This is a genomic window from Pseudomonas asuensis (assembly GCF_014646755.1).
Classification (GTDB): Bacteria; Pseudomonadota; Gammaproteobacteria; order Pseudomonadales; family Pseudomonadaceae; genus Chryseomonas; species Chryseomonas asuensis.
The window spans coordinates 83,095-103,186 of the sequence record NZ_BMNW01000002.1; the positions used below are offsets into that span (position 1 = coordinate 83,095).

General features: G+C 56.3%; 9 protein-coding genes. 7 read left to right on the plus strand and 2 right to left on the minus strand.

Annotation, left to right across the window (positions count from 1 at the left end):
* The first annotated feature begins 55 nt into the window (after positions 1-55).
* The 7 genes from IEX86_RS04310 to IEX86_RS04340 all read left to right on the plus strand — a co-directional run bounded on the left by IEX86_RS04310 (position 56) and on the right by IEX86_RS04340 (position 15,421).
* A complete protein-coding gene (locus IEX86_RS04310) occupies positions 56-1,789 on the plus strand; it encodes an autotransporter assembly complex protein TamA (RefSeq protein WP_188864860.1) in 1,734 nt (577 codons plus the stop codon).
* A complete protein-coding gene (locus tag IEX86_RS04315) occupies positions 1,786-5,472 on the plus strand; it encodes a translocation/assembly module TamB domain-containing protein (protein WP_188864861.1) in 3,687 nt (1,228 codons plus the stop codon). Before IEX86_RS04310 ends, IEX86_RS04315 begins: the two co-directional genes overlap by 4 nt.
* A gap of 163 nt (positions 5,473-5,635) precedes the next feature.
* Positions 5,636-6,136, plus strand: coding sequence for a thiol peroxidase (tpx, locus tag IEX86_RS04320; protein ID WP_188864862.1), 501 nt, complete (start codon positions 5,636-5,638; stop codon positions 6,134-6,136).
* A 243-nt stretch (positions 6,137-6,379) separates the two neighbouring features.
* Entirely contained in the window at positions 6,380-7,660 is a 1,281-nt protein-coding gene (locus tag IEX86_RS04325) for an MdtA/MuxA family multidrug efflux RND transporter periplasmic adaptor subunit (protein WP_188864863.1), read from the plus strand.
* Positions 7,657-10,800: an MdtB/MuxB family multidrug efflux RND transporter permease subunit gene (locus IEX86_RS04330; RefSeq protein WP_188864864.1), complete on the plus strand. Its 3,144-nt coding sequence runs from the start codon at positions 7,657-7,659 to the stop codon at positions 10,798-10,800. The genes IEX86_RS04325 and IEX86_RS04330 overlap by 4 nt, the downstream gene beginning before the upstream one ends.
* Positions 10,797-13,925: a multidrug efflux RND transporter permease subunit gene (locus IEX86_RS04335; RefSeq protein ID WP_188864865.1), complete on the plus strand. Its 3,129-nt coding sequence runs from the start codon at positions 10,797-10,799 to the stop codon at positions 13,923-13,925. Before IEX86_RS04330 ends, IEX86_RS04335 begins: the two co-directional genes overlap by 4 nt.
* The gene (locus IEX86_RS04340; RefSeq protein ID WP_188864866.1) at positions 13,922-15,421 is read left to right on the plus strand and encodes an efflux transporter outer membrane subunit; all 1,500 of its coding nucleotides are present in this window, start codon (positions 13,922-13,924) and stop codon (positions 15,419-15,421) included. The genes IEX86_RS04335 and IEX86_RS04340 overlap by 4 nt, the downstream gene beginning before the upstream one ends.
* A gap of 81 nt (positions 15,422-15,502) precedes the next feature.
* On the opposite strand, the gene IEX86_RS04345 is transcribed toward IEX86_RS04340, so the two are convergent.
* Complete coding sequence (locus tag IEX86_RS04345; RefSeq protein ID WP_188864867.1) at positions 15,503-16,894, minus strand: efflux transporter outer membrane subunit; 1,392 nt, start codon at positions 16,892-16,894, stop codon at positions 15,503-15,505.
* Positions 16,891-20,061, minus strand: a complete 3,171-nt coding sequence (locus tag IEX86_RS04350; RefSeq protein WP_188864868.1) for an efflux RND transporter permease subunit — start codon at positions 20,059-20,061, stop codon at positions 16,891-16,893. The genes IEX86_RS04345 and IEX86_RS04350 overlap by 4 nt, the downstream gene beginning before the upstream one ends.
* Between the last annotated feature and the right edge of the window lie 31 nt (positions 20,062-20,092).

Genomic DNA, 20,092 nt, shown 5'->3' on the forward strand with positions numbered 1-20,092 from the left:
TGAACGCTACGACGCTACGTTTGTCTCACGACCACTCGCCCGGTAGCATCGCGTCATGACTTTTTATCTACGACTCCGACTCAGTATTGCCGGCCTGCTTTTGATGAGCTGCGTCGCCACGGCCCAAGCGGCCGAACTCACCGTACGCGTTACGCCCGATAACCGAGCCCTACGAGATAATATCTCGGCGTATATCGGTAGTCTTGCCGACCGTGATGCAGTGGCCTTGCAGCGTTTGCGACGCACGGCTGAGGCTCAGGCAGAACAGGCTGCTCAGGCGCTGGGGTACTACCATGCGCAAATTGACAGTCGTGTCGAACCTGGAGCAACGCCTCGCCTGGTGCTGGATATCCAGACCGGGGAGCCTGTTCGATTGCGCCAGGTGGATATCCGCGTAGAAGGTCCGGCGCGGCAGCTCAAGTCCTTCAAAGCGCCCGATGGTGCCAATCTGAAGCCTGGCGCTCAGCTCAATCATGGCTTCTATGAGGATGCCAAGACCCTGATCCAGAACCAGGCTGCACGCTATGGATTCTTCAGTGGCCGCTTTACCCAGCAGAAACTGATCATTGACCCGCAGGCCGGCTATGCAGACGTTGCGCTGGTTTACGAAAGCGGGCCTCGCTACCGGTTGGGTCACGTGGAATACGAAGGGGATTTTCCATTCGATCAAGACCTGCTCAATCGCATGGTGCCGTTCAAGCCAGGCGAGCCCTATGATTCGGAAACCCTTGCTGAGCTTCAGCAGACGCTCCTCCGAAGCGGCTATTTCGACAGTGCGCGTGTCAATGCTATTCCGGCAGATGCCAAAGACCAGACGATCCCGGTCATGGTGAACCTGACCACCCGCAAGCCACGCACGTTGGGGCTGGGGCTTGGTTATTCCACAGATGTTGGCCCCCGGGTTCGCGCCACATGGGATCGACATTGGCTCAACGCCCAAGGGCATAGCCTGGGCGCAGAAATGGAGCTTTCCGCGCCACGCCAGAACATTGGTGCTTGGTATGACATTCCCGGACATGATCCCGTTAACGACAAGTTTCGTCTGGCGGGCGGGTATCAATATGAAGAAATCGCTGATGACGACTCGCTGAGTCGCCTGCTCACCGTCGGGCCTGAATGGCACCGCAAATTGCCCAGTGGATGGACGCGGGTGCTCTCCCTGAAGCTCCAGCGAGAGGAATACCGGCTAGGAGATGACTCGGGCCTGTCGACACTGCTCATGCCGGGTGTCGATTATTCCTACCTGCGCAGCGACAATCGGATCGATCCTAGCCATGGTTACCGACTGCAATTTGGTGTCTCGGCTGCCAAAGAGGGCATCGTGTCCGACGCCAACATGGTGCATGTGACCGCGCTGGCACGTGGATTGACCACCTTTGCCGGTGGGCACCGGCTGCTCGGGCGAGTTCAGGTCGGCGGCAACGCCACCAATGGATACAAGCAGATTCCGCCATCGCTGCGCTTCTTTGCCGGTGGTGATCAGAGCGTCAGGGGTTATGACTACCAGACGTTATCGCCCACGAACTCCGACGGAGACAGGATCGGAGGACGATACATGGTCGCGGGCAGCGTTGAGTATCAATATCCGCTTAAAGATAAGTGGCGGCTTGCAACCTTTGTCGACCAGGGGGGAGCGTTCAATGCGCTTGATAACCCTGATATTAAAACCAGTGTGGGAGTAGGTGTCCGCTGGGTTTCGCCTGTAGGACCTATACGTGTCGATCTGGCCCATGGCCTTGATGAAGAAGGTGGCTTTCGTTTGCATTTCTCGATGGGACCGGAATTATGATGCGTGCGCTCAAGATTGTTGGCGTTACGCTATTGGCGCTTGTTGTTGTTCTCGTTCTGGGCGTGACGATCCTGCTAGGGACCGAAGCTGGCAGTCGTTGGGTATTGGGTCAGGTTCCTGGGCTTACAGTAGAAGGTTATACCGGCCGGCTAGGAGGTCGCTGGCAGGCAGAGGCGCTGACGTGGGCGCAGGCCGGTACGCAAGTCAGGCTGGTTTCTCCTGAGTTCGCCTGGTCGCCTGGCTGCCTGCTTAAGCGAACACTGTGTATCGATACGCTCGTGGCCCGCGAGGTTAATCTTGCCCTTGCGCCCAGTGAGGACGAAACACCGGATAAAGGCCCGATTACCCTGCCTGATCTCAAGCTGCCCCTGGCCATTAAGCTAGGTGATGTTCGTATAGGGCGCTTTACGCTGGACGGCAATGAACAGTTCGCGCAAGCCACCCTGCGCGCTCATTGGGAGGATGAGGGGCTGGTCATTGAGCAGCTGGAGGTTCATCGTGATGACATGATGCTCAGCCTTACCGGAACGGTACAGCCTTCCGGGCAGTGGCCACTTACAGCTGATGCCAATGCGCGACTACCCGCGCCCGATCAGCAGGACTGGCCGCTCGCTTTGCATGTGGAAGGCAATCTGCAAGACCGTTTGAATCTCAAAGCAGACAGTAGCGGGTATCTGCCCGGCGAATTGACAGGAGAAATTCAGCCACTGGTAGACGGTTTACCTGCTTCGCTGCATCTGACCGCTACTGGCTTCAAGCCCGCAAAGGATCTGCCAAAGACCCTGACTTTTAACAAGCTCGACCTGACTGCAAACGGTACCCTTACTGATGGATACAAATTAGTGGGAACGTCTGTGCTGCCTGGGGACGGGGGCGAAGTTGCCCTGAAACTTGACGGCACCGTAACAGCAGAAGGTGCGGATCTTAGAGGACTCACACTTGATGCGGGTCAGCAACGCACAGTCGTCTTAAGTGGCAAAGCGGGCTGGTCGGAAGGGCTCAATGCGAATGCCGCCATTAAGTGGAATGAGTTTCCATGGCGTCGTTTGTATCCCGAGATCGAAGAGCCGCCCGTAGCGCTGCGGCGGTTGAAAGGCGAGGTGCAATATGCCGATGAGCGCTACATCGGGAATCTCGATGCCGCATTGACGGGGCCCGCAGGCGATTTCACCCTAGTGACACCCTTTACCGGTGATCTGACGCAGATCAATCTGCCGTCGCTGGATCTGCGTGCTGGCCAGGGGCGTGCCGAGGGACAGGTAAATGTCAGGTTTGCCGAGGGTATTGCTTGGAAAGCGAACCTGAACCTCAGCCAGTTCAATCCAGCATTCTGGGTTGCTCAGTTACCTGGCAATCTGAGCGGTCCGCTGCGGAGTGAAGGTGAAATCAAAGGCGAGCAATTGCGTTTGACGGCTGATCTGGGCCTTCAAGGGCAGCTACGGGGCCAGCCCGCTCAGCTGGCAGCACAGGCACGTGGACAGGACAACCGTTGGAACCTCGATAACTTGGCTGTGCGCTTAGGTAACAATCGCATTCAGGGAAGCGGGCAGTTAGCTGACCAGTGGACAGGGCATCTGGATATCGATCTGTCACGCCTTGGACAGCTATGGCCGGACTTGGCAGGTGCTATTAACGGAAAAGTAGATTTACGCGGAACACAGCAGGCACCTCAGGGGGAGCTGGTGTTAACCGGGCGAGATATTGCCTATCAAACCAATCGCCTGGCGACCTTGAGTCTTAATGGTACGTTGGACGCCCGCCAGCAAGGGCGCATCCAATTACGGGGCGCTGGGGTACGGGCAGGCACCAGCGATATTGGAAGTGTGGCCCTTGACGGGCAGGGCAACCGTCGCCAACAGGCAGTGACACTCGATGTCAAAGGGCCGCTAGTAAATCTGGGGCTTGCCCTGGAGGGCGTGCTTGATGAGGCAATGAATTGGCGGGGGCGACTTATGCGCGGGGCTATCCAGAGCGGACCTCAGGACTGGCGCTTGAGGAGTCCTGCCACCCTCGAGCGGCTGGCGACTGGACAGCTGACTTTAGGACAGCATTGCTGGCTTTCGGGTCAAGCCTCGCTTTGTGGGGAGGATCAGCGCCTGATGCCTGAGCCACGGCTACGCTACCATCTGCGTAACTTTGATCTGGCAGGGCTGGCGCCTTTCTTGCCGGAAGACTTCGGTTGGCAGGGTGCGCTCAATGCCGATATTCGCCTGGATCTTCCTGAGAGCGGACCAGATGGTACGGTTACGGTCGATGCCGGTAAAGGAACATTTAGGGCACGCAATGCTGACGGGCAGTGGACCAATTTTGCCTACGATACGCTCAAGCTGAACAGTACGTTGCGCCCGAACGATGTACGCGCCTTACTGAATTTTAGTGGACCGCAGTTAGGCACTCTGAGCTTGAACGCACAAATTGACCCTCGGCCTGAAGACAAGCCTGTTTTAGGCCGCTTCGATCTGAGCGGACTTAATGTGGCTGTTGCCAAAGGTTTTGTTTCCGGGATCGAGCAGTTGGAAGGAAGGATTGACGGAAGTGGCCAAGTAAGTGGCACGTTGCTTCAACCTTTTGTCAATGGCCGCATCGATCTGAGTAATGGCCAGGTTGGAGGAGGCATTGTTCCAATGCGCCTTCAGGACCTGCGACTAAGCGCTTTGATTGCGGGGAGTCAAGCCCAACTAAGTGGTGGCTGGCGTAGTGGCGAGCAGGGGCAGGGTAACGTGAGTGGAACAGTATCCTGGGCTAACGGCCTGGATATGAATGTGGCGGTACGTGGTGACCGTCTTCCGGTTGTTGTCGAGCCCTATGCCGGCCTTGTCGTAGCGCCTGACCTGACGGTTATCATGCAGAATGGCAACCTGGCTTTGAAGGGTACGGTGCGTGTACCGAGCGGTGCCATTACTGTGCGCGAGTTACCGCCCTCTACTGTAAAAGTGTCCAATGATGCGGTCATCGTGGGGCAGGAGACGCCTGTACCCAAGCAAGAAACTCAGGTGTCCATGGATGTGAATGTGCTGGTGGGACAGGACAAGCTCACATTCTCCGGGTTTGGTCTGACAGCCAATCTTGAGGGGAACCTGCATATAGGCGACAACCTGGATACTCATGGTGAGGCCAGACTTATCGATGGTCGCTATCGTGCCTATGGGCAGCGGCTCACTATCCGGCGTGCTCGGATTTTCTTCCAGGGCCCGATTGCACAACCCTTCCTGGATATAGAGGCTGTACGCGTGGTAGACGATGTAACAGCAGGCCTGCGTTTATCTGGCTTGGCGGACCAGCCTCGCATTGAGGTGTTTTCGGACCCTGCGATGGGGCAGGAGCAAGCCCTGGCCTACATTGTTCTAGGCCGACCGCTGACTGGCAATGATGAGGGTGAGAACAACGTGCTCGGACAGGCTGCCCTTGCATTGGGCCTCGCCGGTGGGTCATCCACCGCTGGGGAGCTGGCGCAACGCCTGGGCGTACAGAACTTCCAACTGGATACCGAGGGCACTGGGGACAAGACCAGTGTCGTAGCGTCGGGCAATATTACCGATCGATTGGCGCTACGCTATGGTGTAGGCGTCTTTGAGCCCGCTAATACGGTTGCCTTGCGTTATCAGCTCACTAAACAGCTGTACCTTGAGGCAGCCAGTGGCGTTGCCAGCTCGCTGGACTTTTTCTACAAGCGAGACTTTTGAGTTACGTTGCCCGGTCCCCTTCGGCCGGGCAACTGAAACACCCTTTGGATACTGGCAGTTGGCTAGGCGCATAGGTTGTTTGCAATAAACTGATCCTGAGGCTTTAAAGCCAAAGGGGAAGCGTGTTTACTTGATGTTCCATTCAATTTGCAGGAAACAGGTCATGACAGAAGTCACTCTTCGCGGTAATCCAGTTCAGGTCGAAGGTACTCTGCCTCAGGCAGGTCAGTCTGCACCGGCGTTCAGTTTGGTCAACGGTGATCTGGCTGATACTACCTTGGAAAGCTTTGCCGGCAAGCGCAAGGTGTTGAATATCTTCCCAAGCGTGGACACCCCGACGTGTGCTATGTCGGTTCGCAAGTTCAATACTGAAGCCGCCAAGCTGGAAAACACAGTAATCCTGTGCGTTTCTGCTGACTTGCCTTTCGCCCAAAAACGTTTCTGTGGCGCTGAAGGTATTGAGAATGTAATCAACCTCTCTACCCTACGTGGTCGTGAGTTCCTGAGCGATTATGGCGTTGCTATCGCTTCCGGTCCGCTGGCTGGCCTGGCTGCTCGCGCCGTGGTCATCCTGGATGAGAACAACAAGGTTCTGCATAGCGAACTGGTACCGGAAATCGGCCAAGAGCCCGATTACGAGGCGGCTATTGCAGCACTGAAGTAAGCATAGAAAATAACATCCGGGCCTTTATGGAGGTCCGGATGTGATCCAAGAGGATTGCCTGTCCTTTGAGATATAAAGGACAACATTCGGCGTTCCGTCATATTCTTATGACATTCTGGCGGCAGTGTATTGCGTGCTGCTCCGCACCATCCAATCTTGTATGTAAACAACGCGTAAATCCGCTTGGCCTGATGAGCCCTGCGGCTTACCGTTATCTTTCCGAAACTTATTGCTGTGGCGTTCATGAGCGATTCCCTCAATTCCAAGCCTTCTCGCTCCAAATTTCCTTTTCTGATTGCTGTTGTGGTGTTAGCCGTTGGCGCTGCAGCTGCATGGCACTTTCTAGGTAAGCCCTCCGAGCAGGCAGACCCTGCCAGCGGTAGTTCCTCGCAAACGGTGCAAAAAGGACCCGCTGGCACAGGGCGTCGTGGCTCTATGGCCCCGACGGACATGATCGTGAGCACCGGCAAGGCAGAAAAAACAACGCTGTCTGTCTATCTCAATGCACTGGGTACCGTGACGGCCTATAACACGGTGGAGGTCCGTGCGCGTGTTGATGGTCAGTTGGCCAAGGTACTGTTTGCCGAGGGGCAAGAGGTCAAGGCCGGAGAGGTGCTGGCTGTGATCGACCAGCGTCCCTATCAGTCCGCTCTGGCTCAGGCCCAGGGCACGCTGCAGGAGAATCAGGCTCAGCTAAAGAATGCACAGATTGACCTTGAGCGTTATCGCCAGCTCTTTAAGGAAGACTCTGTAGCCAAGCAGACCCTGGACACTCAGCAAGCCTTGGTGGCGCAATATCAGGGCACTATCAAGAATAGCGAAGCCCAAGTGGCTGATGCCAAGCTGAATCTGACCTTTACCGAAGTTAAGGCACCTATTAGTGGCCGCCTGGGTTTGCGTCAGGTCGATGTGGGTAATCTGATTGCCAGCGGTGACACGACACCTATCGTGACCATTACCCAGACCAAACCTATAGCGCTGACATTCAGCTTGCCGGAGGATCAGCTCAGTACTGTGCGCCGGCAGATGGCGACAGGCAAACCGCTGGCGGTAGAAGCCTGGGACCGTGGACGGAACAGGGTTCTTGCTACCGGCACACTGGTAACGGTCGACAACCAGATCGATACCAGCACCGGTACGGTCAAGTTCAAGGCACGCTTCGATAACAAGGATGAGTCGCTGTTTCCCAATCAGTTCGTCAATGTCCGCTTGCATGCACTGGAGCTGAGCGATGTCATTGTCATTCCAATCTCGGCCATTCAGCGTAATGACGAGGGACCGTATGTCTTTGTTGTAGGCGAGGGCAATACGGTTGCAACCCGTAAGGTTAGCCTAGGCGAAATTCAAGGCGAGCAGGTAGAGATCCGCTCAGGCCTGGAGGATGGAGAAACTGTTGTAACTGAAGGGCTGGATCGCTTGCGTGACGGCCAGACAGTAAAAGTTACCCAACCGACCGCTGAGACAACGCCCAAGACAAACCCGGACGCCAATGAGGCAACTCTAGGCGGCGGAGCCGGGGAATGAACCCGTCTCGTCTCTTTATTCTTCGTCCGGTAGCGACCACGCTGTTGATGGTCGCCGTTTTGCTGGCAGGTATTATTGCGTACCGATTACTACCTGTGGCTTCTTTGCCAGAGGTTGATTACCCCACGATCCAGGTCAAAACCCTTTATCCGGGAGCCAGCCCTGAGATCATGAACTCAGGCGTTACGGCGCCGTTAGAATCTGAGTTGGGTGAGATCCCGGGCCTGGAAGAAATGTCTTCTACCAGTTCCGGGGGCGCATCCGTCATAACGTTGCGGTTCAGTTTGGACAGTAACCTCGATGTGGCGGAGCAGGAGGTGCAGGCAGCCATCAACTCTGCAAATAACCTGCTTCCCAATGACTTGCCGCAGCCGCCTATCTTCAGCAAGGTCAATCCAGCCGATACGCCAATCCTGACATTGGCTATCACCAGTAGCAGTCTGCCGTTGCCCAAGATTCAAGATCTGGTAGAAACCCGGTTAGCTCAGAAAATCGCACAGGTGAGCGGGGTCGGGATGGTTAGCCTGTCGGGTGGGCAGCGTCCTGCTGTTCGGGTACAGGCTAATCCAACCGCACTGGCAGCCTATGGGCTGAGCCTGGAGGATTTGCGAACGGCGATTGCCAATAACAACCAAAATGGACCCAAAGGCAGCTTTGACGGGCCAACGCGCTCATCAACGCTGGATGCGAACGATCAGCTGCAGTCAGCCGATGAGTACAAAAACCTCGTTATCGCTTATCAGAATGGCGCGCCAGTACGGCTGAAGGATGTTGCTTCAGCTATCGACGGGGCTGAAAACAACAAATTGGCCGCGTGGGCTAACGAGACGCCTGCGGTTATCCTGAATGTTCAACGGCAGCCTGGCGCGAACGTCATTCAGGTTGTCGACCAGATCAAGCGATTACTGCCAACCCTACAAGAGACCCTGCCGGAAAACCTGGACGTGATGGTATTGACTGACCGCACGACTACCATCCGGGCATCGGTGCGTGACGTTCAGTTTGAGCTGGTATTGGCCATCGGGCTGGTGGTCATGGTGACCTTCCTGTTCCTGCGTAATTTCTCGGCCACGCTGATTCCCAGCGTGGCCGTGCCGCTATCGCTGGTTGGTACGTTTGGCGTCATGTACCTGGCGGGATTCTCCATCAATAATCTGTCATTGATGGCACTTACTATTGCTACTGGCTTCGTCATTGATGACGCCATTGTCATGGTCGAGAACATCGCCCGTTATCTGGAAGAGGGTGAGTCACCCCTTGAAGCAGCACTCAAGGGCTCCAAGCAGGTAGGTTTTACCATTATCTCGCTGACCTTTTCGTTGATTGCCGTCTTGATACCGCTCCTGTTCATGAGCGATATCGCCGGGCGGCTTTTCCGTGAGTTTGCCATTACGCTGGCTGTATCGATTCTGATCTCCTGCGTGGTTTCGCTGACCCTGACGCCAATGCTCAGCGCCAAGCTGTTGCGCCATGTGCCGGAAGACAAGCAGAGCGCGTTTTCACGCAAGGCCGGGGCAGTCATCGATGGGATGATTCAGCGGTACTCCACAGGGTTGCGCTGGGTTCTTCGCCATCAACCACTAACACTGTTGGTCGCGGTAGGCACGTTGGTACTGACTGCCGTGCTTTACCTATTTATGCCGAAGGGGTTTTTCCCGCTTCAGGATACAGGCCTTATCCAGGGGATTTCCGAGGGGCCGCAAAGCATGTCTTTTGAGGGCATGTCCAAGCGGCAACAGGCACTGGCCTCTATCATCATGAAAGATCCAGCTGTAGACAGCCTGTCATCCTTTATTGGGGTTGATGGCGATAACCCGACCTTGAATACCGGCCGTATGTTGATCAACCTCAAGCCCCACGATGCCCGTGATGTGTCGGCGTCAGAGGTCATCACGCGGTTACAGGATAAAATGGCCGATCTGCCTGACATGAACCTCTACCTGCAACCTGTGCAAGATTTGACAGTGGAAGATCAGGTCAGCCGTACGCAGTACCAATTCCGTCTGGTCGACTCAAGCCTGGAGACGCTCAAGACCTGGGTCCCGAAACTGGTCGAGCACTTGCAAACGCTGCCGCAGCTAACAGAAGTCGCCAGTGATTTGCAGCCGCACGGCTTGCAGGCTTACATCAATGTCGACCGCGATAACGCCTCGCGTCTGGGCGTAAGCCTGAGTAATGTCGATAGCGCGCTTTATAACGCGTTTGGTCAACGTCTGGTTTCGACCATCTTCACCCAGTCCAATCAGTACCGGGTTGTGCTGGAGGTGGGCCCGCAATTCCAGCTTGGACCGCAGGCGCTTACACAGATCTATGTGCCCAGCTCGACAACGACGACTATCAACGGCACGACCACGACTACCAACGGGCAGGTACCGCTGTCAGCTATCGCCCATGTGGAAGAGCGTAATACGCTTCTGGCAATTAATCATGCGGGGCAGCTGCCAGCAGCGACGATTTCGTTCAACCTGAGCAAGGGCGTGTCGCTTGGTGAAGCCGTTGAATCGATTCGCCAGGCTGAGGAAGACCTTCAGATGCCGGCGACTATTGACACTCATTTCCAGGGTGCAGCGCTGGCGTTCGAATCGTCCTTGTCGAGCACGCTTCTGCTGATCCTGGCGGCGGTTGTCACCATGTACATTGTGCTGGGGATTCTCTACGAGAGCTTTATTCATCCCATCACGATTCTGTCGACACTGCCCTCAGCGGGAGTGGGTGCGCTGTTGGCGCTCTGGATTGCCGGGCAGGACATCGGCATGGTTGCCATTATTGGCATTATCCTCTTGATTGGTATCGTCAAGAAGAATGCCATCATGATGATCGACTTTGCGCTTGAGGCCGAGCGGGAAGAGGGCAAAACACCGGAAGAGGCCATCTATCAGGCCTGTCTGCTCCGTTTCAGGCCGATCCTGATGACGACAATGGCCGCTCTGCTAGGCGCCTTGCCACTCATGCTGGCCAGTGGCGCAGGTGCTGAGCTGCGCCAGCCGCTTGGTATCGCCATGGTGGGCGGCCTTCTGGTAAGTCAGGTGTTGACCCTGTTCACCACGCCGGTCATTTACCTGGCGTTCGGCCGAGTAGCAACACGATTCAACCGTTGGCGTTATCGACATAATATGGATTTCTCTGGGGAAGTTCGATGAGCTTCTCGGCACTATTCATTCAGCGGCCGGTTGCTACCTTACTGTTGACGCTGGCTATTGTTCTATCCGGCTGGCTGTCCTTCAGGCTGCTGCCGGTTGCGCCGCTGCCTCAGGTCGATTTCCCCACTATCGTTGTCAGCGGCACCCTGGCAGGGGCCAGTCCCGAGACCATGGCATCTTCAGTGGCCACACCTCTGGAGCGCTCACTGGGACGTATTTCGGGCATTACTGAAATGACGTCTACCAGCTCTCAGGGCAGTACCACCATCATCATCCAGTTTGATCTGGACAAAAACATCGATGGTGCCGCGCGTGAGGTTCAGGCTGCCATCAATGCGGCGGTTCCTTCGTTGCCCACGGGAATGCCCAGCAACCCGACCTACCGCAAGATCAATCCGGCCGATATGCCCATCATGGTATTGACGCTTACGTCGGATAAGCTGGACAAGGGTAAGCTCTACGATCTGGCATCCAATACGATCGCCCTCAAGCTGGCCTCAGCCAAAGGTGTCGGTCAGGTCAGCGTGGGCGGCAGTTCGTCACCGGCCGTGCGGATTGATCTGAACCCGGATGCGCTCAACCACTACGGTTTGTCTCTAGACGATGTTCGTACCGCGATCAATGCAGCCAACTCCAATTCGCCCAAAGGCGCATTTGAATATGGCAATCTGCATTGGCAAATCGACGCCAATTCCCGGCTGAACAAGGCGAGTGACTATCGACCGCTCATTATTCGCACCCGTAATGGACAAGTAGCGCGTCTGGATGATGTAGCCACTATTACCGACTCAGTCGAAGACACCCGAAACCTCGGTTTCTCCAACAATTCTCCAGCGGTGCTCGTTCTGATTTCCCGTCAGGCCGGCGCCAATATCATCGAGACCATTGACGGTATCCGTGAACAGTTGCCAGCGCTACAGGAGACATTAGGCAAGGACGTCACGCTGAGCATCATGGATGATCGCAGCCCCGGCATCCGCGATTCGCTGCATGAGGCCGAGTTTACGCTGATTATTTCCATTGCCCTGGTCATTCTGGTGGTGTACCTGTTTCTGCGGGACATTCGTGCGACGTTGATCCCCAGCATTGCCGTGCCAATTTCACTGGTAGGCACCTTTACAGTGATGTATCTGTGCGGGTTTTCACTCAATAACCTGTCGCTTATGGCGTTGATCGTCTGTACCGGGTTCGTGGTCGACGATGCCATTGTGGTGGTGGAGTATATTGCCCGACGGATCGAAGAGGGCGAAAAGCCTTATCAGGCAGCGTTGTTAGGTGCACGCGAGGTGGGGTTCACGGTTCTTTCGATGAGCCTTTCGCTGGTAGCAGTATTCCTGCCGATTCTGCTGCTGACGGGTATTATTGGCCGTCTGTTTCGAGAGTTTGCGGTAACGTTGTCTGTTGCCGTGCTGGTCTCGATGGTCGTGTCGTTGACGCTCACCCCGATGCTTTGTGCCAGGCTTCTTAAGGCGCACCGACCTCGTAAGGAGACGCCCACAGAACAGAAGACCAGTCGTTTGGTTGCCGCTATGGCCCGTTATTACAAGGCAAGCCTTGCCTGGGCGCTGGACCATTCGTTTTTTATGCTGTTGATCCTGATCGCCACGATTGTGTTGAACTTCTATCTGTATGCCGTCGTGCCCAAGGGATTTCTGCCGGATCAAGACACGGGTCGTCTTCGGGGCTATGCCGTAGCCGATCAAGGTATCTCGTTTAGCGGTATGCAGAGCAAGATGGAGGCCTACCGAAACGTACTGATGGCTGATCCTGCAGTGGATAATGTCCTGGGCTTTACAGGCGGTAGAGGCCCGGGTGGCTCATCGACCAACAGCGGTTCGTTCTTCATTACACTTAAGGATATCTCCCAGCGTGAGCCCGTCGAGACGGTCGCAATGCGGTTACGCAAGGCTGCGGCGGCTCAGGTACCGGGCGCTAACCTGTTTCTGGTGGCATCGCAGGATTTCAGGTCCGGGGGGCGTGAAGGAAATGGCTCTTATCAGTTCACAGTCAAAAGTGATGACTTGGAACTGCTACGGACCTGGAATCCAAGGATCGAGGCTGCTCTTCGAAAGGTCCCGCAAATCGTTTCCGTAAATAGCGATTCGCAAGACAGGGGGGTTGAGCTGACCCTTGATATCGACCGCGACACGGCCAGCCGTTACGGTGTAAATATCGAGATGATCAATGCCGTGCTGAACAATTCGTTCTCGCAGCGGCAGGTTTCTACTATGTACGAAGATCGAAACCAGTACCACGTGGTGCTTGGTGTAGCAGATCAATACAGGCAGAGCGTTGATGTCTTGAGCCAGGTCTATGTAATTACCAGAGAAGGTAATCGCGTGCCACTCTCAAGCTTCACCCGTTATCGTTTCAGTAATGCGCCGTTGCGGGTTGCCCACGACGGTCAGTTTGCCGCTTCGACCTTCTCGTTTGATCTTGCGCCCGAGGTGAGCATCAGTCAGGCAAGAGACGCAATTCGTGACGCTATTAACCCGTTAAAGCTGCCGATCGGCTTGCAGACCGCTTTTGCAGGTAATGCCAGCATGGCGCAACAGTCCCAGAGTGCTATGCCCTTGATTATCGTCGCGGCCTTGGTCGCGGTGTATATCGTGCTTGGCATGTTGTATGAGAGCTATATTCACCCGTTAACGATCTTGTCGACGCTTCCCTCGGCAGGCGTCGGAGCATTGCTGGCCCTGCAGCTGTTCAATACCCCGTTCACCCTGATTGCACTTATTGGTGTGATCCTGCTAATTGGTATCGTCAAAAAGAACGCCATCATGATCGTGGATTCTGCCCTGGATGCCGAGCGGCGCTTGGGGCTGGGGCCTCGTGAGGCGATTCTGGACGGCTGCGTGAGGCGTTTCCGCCCCATCATGATGACCACACTGGCTGCAGTGCTAGGTGCCTTGCCATTGCTTCTTGGGATGGGTGGGGATGCACCGTTGCGTCGGCCGCTGGGTATTACCATCATTGGTGGCTTGATTGGCAGTCAATTGCTGACGTTATATACCACTCCCGTTATTTACCTGTATCTGGACCGCCTGCGTCATTGGTTTAACCGCCGTCTGGCGGGGCGCCGAGCAGGCTCGCGTACGCATGCGCCCATGGAGAAATCATCATGATGTCGTTTCTAGCTCGTCCCCATTACCTGGGACTGGCCATCGCGTTAGCCGTGGGCGGCTGTACGGTAGGGCCCGACTACCAGCGCCCTCAGGTTACTACGCCGATAGCATTCAAACATGCGGAAGGCTGGCAGATGGCCAAACCCAACGATGCCATCAACCGCGGGCAGTGGTGGGATGTTTATAGGGACAGTACCCTTGATGATCTGATGCAGCGCCTGGAAAATTCCAACCAGACCCTGGTTCAATACGAGGCCCAGTATCGTCAGGCGCGTGCCTTGGTTCGTCAGGCTCGCGCCTCCTTTCTACCTACCTTTACAGGCAGCGCTGGAGCGACGCGCTCGGGACAGGGGGGTGGGAGCGGTTCGAGTTATCAGTATCAGACATCGACAGGAACGACCGTCACGTTGCCGCAAGGCGCCAGCAGCTCAGGTGTCTCCAATAGCTACACCACCAGCCTCGGCGCCAGTTGGGAGATCGATCTGTGGGGTAGTATCCGCCGAAGCGTGGAATCCCAAACAGGATCGGCGCAAGCCAGCGTGGCTGAGTTGGCATCTACCAAGTTAAGCCTGCAATCGGAGCTGGCACAGAACTATCTGCAATTGCGGGTTCTGGATGCCCAGCAACGGCTCCTGGATGCTACGGTGCAGGCTTATGAACGGTCATTACGGGTTACTGAAAACCAATACCGCGCCGGTATGACTACACGCTCCGATGTAGCCCAGGCAACCACCCAGCTTAAAAGCACCCAGGCAGATGCGATTGACCTGAAGTATCAGCGCGCGCAGCTGGAAAATGCAATTGCCGTGTTGATTGGTGTTCCGCCATCCGAGTTCAGTCTGGCGGCAGTGGAAACGGTACCGACCGTACCCGGTATCCCAGCCAGTGTGCCGTCCGAGCTGTTGCAGCGCCGCCCGGATATTGCCCAAGCCGAGCGCCAGGTAATGTCTGCCAATGCCCAGATAGGTGTTGCCAAGGCGGCGTATTACCCGACGCTGTCCCTGACAGCATCGGGCGGTTACCGGAACAGTCAGTGGGGCAATCTGGTCAGTACGCCCAATCGCTACTGGTCCATTGGTCCAGCGTTCGATCTGACGTTGTTTGACTTCGGCGCGCGCCGTGCACAGGTCGAGCAGGCCGAAGCATCCTATGACCAGACCGTTGCGCAGTACCGTCAGGCCGTACTCAACGGATTCAAGGAGGTTGAGGATTACTTGGTTGAGCTGGACGTTCTCAATCAGGAGTCTGGCGTAAGGCAGGAGGCACTGGATTCGGCGCGGGAGTCGCTGCGTCTGGCTGAAAACCAGTACCGTGCAGGCTTGATCGATTATCTGGATGTGGTGACGCTACAAACCACAGCATTAAACAACGAGCGTACCAACCTGACGTTGCTGGGTAGTCGCCTGGTAACCAGTGTTCAGCTGATTGCCGCGATGGGCGGTGGTTGGAATGCTGTTGAACTCCAGCACGATCCGCTCGCCAGGAATGAGCCGTAAAGGCTTAAAGAAAAAGCCCGCGGCCCAAGGAGCAGGGAAAACCGCGGGCCAGGGCGACATGGCCGCCCTTAACCGATAGGGTCAGGCGCTGGGAATCTCCCAGCCGCCACCCAAAGCTTTGTAGATCGCCACGATGCCTTGATAGAGCTCAACCTCCGCTTGGGCCTGGGCATCTTCGGCAGCAAGTCGTTCGCGCTCCGCGTCCAGTAGCACCAGAAAGTCGACACCACCTTCCCGGTAGCGGATAGCCGCCTGGTCAGCGGCTGCCCGGCTGGCCTCTGACTGACGAATCAGGGCAAGCAGACGTTCCTGGCGCTTGCCATAATCAGTAAAGGCATTGGCGCTTTCCTCAAGGGCAAGCAGTACCTGCTGTTCGTAATTGGCCACTGCGCCGTCGGCATCTGCCTTGGCGCCACGCAAGCGTGCTCGTACACTGCCCAGGTTGAAGGCCGGCCAACTCAAGGTAGGTCCAAGGCCCCAGGCACGGGCTGCCGAAGATCCGATCTCGGAACCGCGTCCAGCCGTAAAGCCTAGAAAGCCGCTCAGGCTAACCCGGGGAAACAGATCTGCCGTTGCTACGCCCACGTTTGCAGTAGCAGCGGCCAACTGACGCTCAGCCGCCTGGATATCCGGCCGGCGGCGTAATAGTTCGGCAGGGTCCCCAATGGGAAGTGCCTTGGCAATTGCGGGAAGTGGCCTGGGGGAGAGATCGATACTCATCGCCTCTGGTCGTTCACCCATCAGGGTCGCTATTCGATTTTTCGCCCGAGCCGCTTCTGCTTGCAGTTGCGGCAGAGTGGCTTCGGTAGCGGCAAGGCGTGCATCGGCCCGCAGGACATCCAGTTGGCTGCCTATGCCAGCTTCATCCAGGGTTTGGGTCAACTGCCGAGAGGCGCGCTGGTTCTTCAGGTTTTCCTGAGCAATATGCTCCCGCAGTTGAGCGCCGCGGAGCGTGCCATAGGCGTCCACAAGCTCCGCAATCAGGCTGACCTGTAGCTGATTGAGCTCTGCTTGCGCCGCATCAGCCTGGGCATCACTGGCCTCCAGTTGATGTTGGATCCGCCCGAAAAGATCAATCTCCCAGGCCATGTCCAGCCCAAGGTCGTAGCGCTCGTTATTTGTACGCTTGTCCGTGAAGCCTGGCTGCTGCGCCTTGCCGATTTCGCTGCTGGCGCGGCTGGTTACCACCGGAAAACGGTCATTGGCAGTGTCATCACGCAGGGCTCTGGCTGAGCGCAGTCGTGCGTAGGCCACCCGAAGCTCCCGGTTGCCGCTTATCGAGCGAGCCACTAACTGATTGAGGGTTGGATCCTCGAACTGTTGCCACCACTGCGCCTCGAAGCGGGAGCGATCGTACTGCTTTCCTGCCGCCGCCTGTAGTTGAGCCGGTTCGGTCTGGGGCGTCTGATAGGTTGGGCCTACGGCGCAGGCACTCAAGGCAAGCGCCAGTAAACTTGGAACGAAGATTCTCATGACAGCACCTCCTGTGCGGCGACGCGGCGCTGAGCACGACGCTCTACGAACGCACGGATCAGCACATAGAACAATGGGGTCAGTAACAGGCCAAAGAAGGTCACACCCAGCATGCCGGAGAACACCGCGACGCCCATGGCATGGCGCATCTCGGCACCGGCACCGGTAGACGTTACCAGAGGCACTACACCCATAATGAAGGCAAAGCTGGTCATCAGGATTGGGCGTAGACGTAACCGGCACGCTTCCAATACGGCGGCCACACGGTCCATGCCTTCCTCCTGTTTATCCTTGGCGAACTCCACAATCAGAATGGCGTTTTTACAGGCCAGACCGACCAGAACGATCAAGCCAATCTGCGTGAAGATATTGTTATCGCTGCCAGACAGGATGACCCCTGTGATGGCGCACAGGAGCGTCATCGGTACGATAAGAATCACGGCGAGCGGCAAGCTCCAGCTCTCGTATTGTGCGGCAAGCACCAGGAAGGCCAGTAGTACGCACAGTGGGAAGACCAGGAAGGCTGTATTGCCCGAGAGGATTTGCTGGTAAGTCAGCTCGGTCCACTCATAGGTCATGCCATTGGGCAGCTCTTCCTTCATGAGCTTTTCCAGGGCCGCTTGTGCCTGGCCGGAGCTGTAGCCCGGAGCTGGTGCGCCATTGATTTCAGCGGTAATAAAGCCGTTGTAGTGCATTACCCGATCGGGGCCGGCGCTGTCACTTACCTTGACGAACGTAGACAGTGGCACCATCTCGCCCAAATTGTTACGCACTTTCAACTGGCCAATCTGGTCAGGCTCAAGACGGAATTGCTGATCACCCTGTACGTTGACCTGGAAGGTACGGCCAAAGCGGTTGAAGTCGTTGGCATACAGCGAGCCCAGGTAGACTTGCAGCGTATCGAAGATGTCGCTGATCGCAACGCCGTGGGTCTTGGCTTTCTCTCGGTCGATATCAGCATCGATTTGAGGAACGTTAACCTGATAGCTGGAGAACAGACCTGCCAGTTCCGGTACATTTTGGCTTTTCGCAATGATGTTCTGCGTTTGGACGAACAGCTCGTTGTAGCCCAGATTGCCCCTGTCCTCAACCTGAACACGGAAGCCGCCGATGCTACCCAGGCCCTGAACCGGTGGAGGCGGGAAGATCGCAATGATCGAGTCCTGGATTGAACTGAACTTGCCGTTGAGTGCGCCTGCAATCGCATTAGCGGATAGGTTCGGGTCCTTGCGCTCCTCGAATGGCTTGAGTGTCACGAAGACAATGCCGCTGTTGGGGCTGTTGGTAAAACCATTGATGGACAGACCCGGAAAGGCGACGGTGCTTTCCACGCCCGGATACTTGAGCGCAATGTCGGACATACGCTTGATGACGTCCTCGGTGCGGTCCAGCGTAGAGGCATCGGGCAATTGGGCGAAAGCCACCAGGTATTGCTTGTCCTGTTGGGGCACGAAGCCGGTTGGCGTACTCGACAGACCAAAAATAGTCAGTGCCATCAGACCGGCATAGACGACCAGGGCAATCGATCCGCGGCGAAGCACACGAGCCACTACACCTACATAGCTATTGCTGGCGCGCTCGAAGAAGCGGTTAAACGGTGCGAACAGCCAGCTGCCCAGCAGGCGATCCAGTAGACGAGAAAAACGGTCCTTGGGCGCATCATGTCCCTTGAGCAATACGGCAGCCAGTGCAGGGGAGAGCGTAAGTGAGTTAAAGGCTGAAATGACTGTTGAAATAGCAATTGTCAGCGCAAATTGCCGGTAGAACTGTCCCGTTAACCCCGAGATGAATGCAGTCGGTACAAACACGGCGCATAGCACTAGAGCGGTGGCAACAATGGGGCCGGTTACTTCTCGCATAGCGCGCTGGGTCGCGGCAACCGGTGAGAGGCCTAGCCCGATGTTCCGCTCGACGTTTTCGACCACCACAATGGCGTCATCCACCACAATCCCGATCGCTAATACCAGCCCAAAAAGAGAAAGGGCATTCAACGAAAACCCGAACAGGTGCATCAGGGCGAATGTGCCGATCAGGGAAACCGGAACAGCTGCCAGCGGAATGATGGAAGCGCGCCAGGTTTGTAGGAACAACACTACAACCAGGACGACCAGTATGATGGCCTCAAACAGCGTATGTACAACCGCCTCAATGGAGCCGCGAACGAAAATGGTGGGGTCATAGACAATGGAGTAGTCCATGCCCTGCGGAAAGCTCTTCTTGAGGTCAGCCATCCTTGCCCGTACCTGATTGGACAGGTCGATCGCATTAGAGCCGGGGCGTTGGAAGATCGGTATGGCGACGGCGGGTTTATTGTCCAATAGCGAGCGCAGGGCGTATTGGTTCGAGCCCAACTCAACACGGGCAATATCCCTCACACGGGTGATTTCACCGTTTGCACCGGCCCGTACAATAATGTTCTCGAACTCTTCCTCATTGACCAGGCGGCCTTGTGTATTGATGGCCAGCTGGAAGCTGTTCGCATTGGGAGCAGGCGGAGCGCCCAGGGAGCCTGCCGCTACTTGGCGGTTCTGCTCGCGAATGGCGTTCACTACGTCAGTGGCCGTGAGGCCGCGGGAAGCTACCTTGTTTGGATCGAGCCATACGCGAAGTGAATATTCACCCATGCCAAACAGCTGTACATCGCCCACACCGTCCAAGCGGGATAGCTCATCCTTGATGTTGATTAGCGCGTAGTTGGACAGGTAGAGCATGTCATAACGCTCATCAGGCGAGGTGAGATGCACTACCATCGCAAGGTCTGGTGAAGCCTTGTCAGCCGTTACGCCCAAGCGCTGCACTTCTTCAGGCAGTTTGGGTAGGGTACGGGTTACGCGGTTTTGAACCTGCACCTGCGCCGTATCCAGGTCTGTGCCCAGCGCGAAGGTGACCGTCAAGGTCATCTTGCCATCGGCGGTAGCCTGGGACGACATGTAGAGCATATGTTCGACGCCGTTCATGGCCTGCTCCAGCGGAGCTGCCACGGTCTCGCCGATCACCTTTGGGTTGGCGCCCGGGAAAGTTGCGCGAACCACTACCGTGGGCGGCACTACCTCAGGGTATTCACTGATGGGAAGTTGAAAGAGCGAGACGGCTCCGCCGATCAAGATAATCAGCGAGAGAACGGCCGCGAAAATGGGACGCTTGATGAAGAACTGTGAGAAGTTCATCGGACCATTCCTTTGTAAACGCGAGCAACAG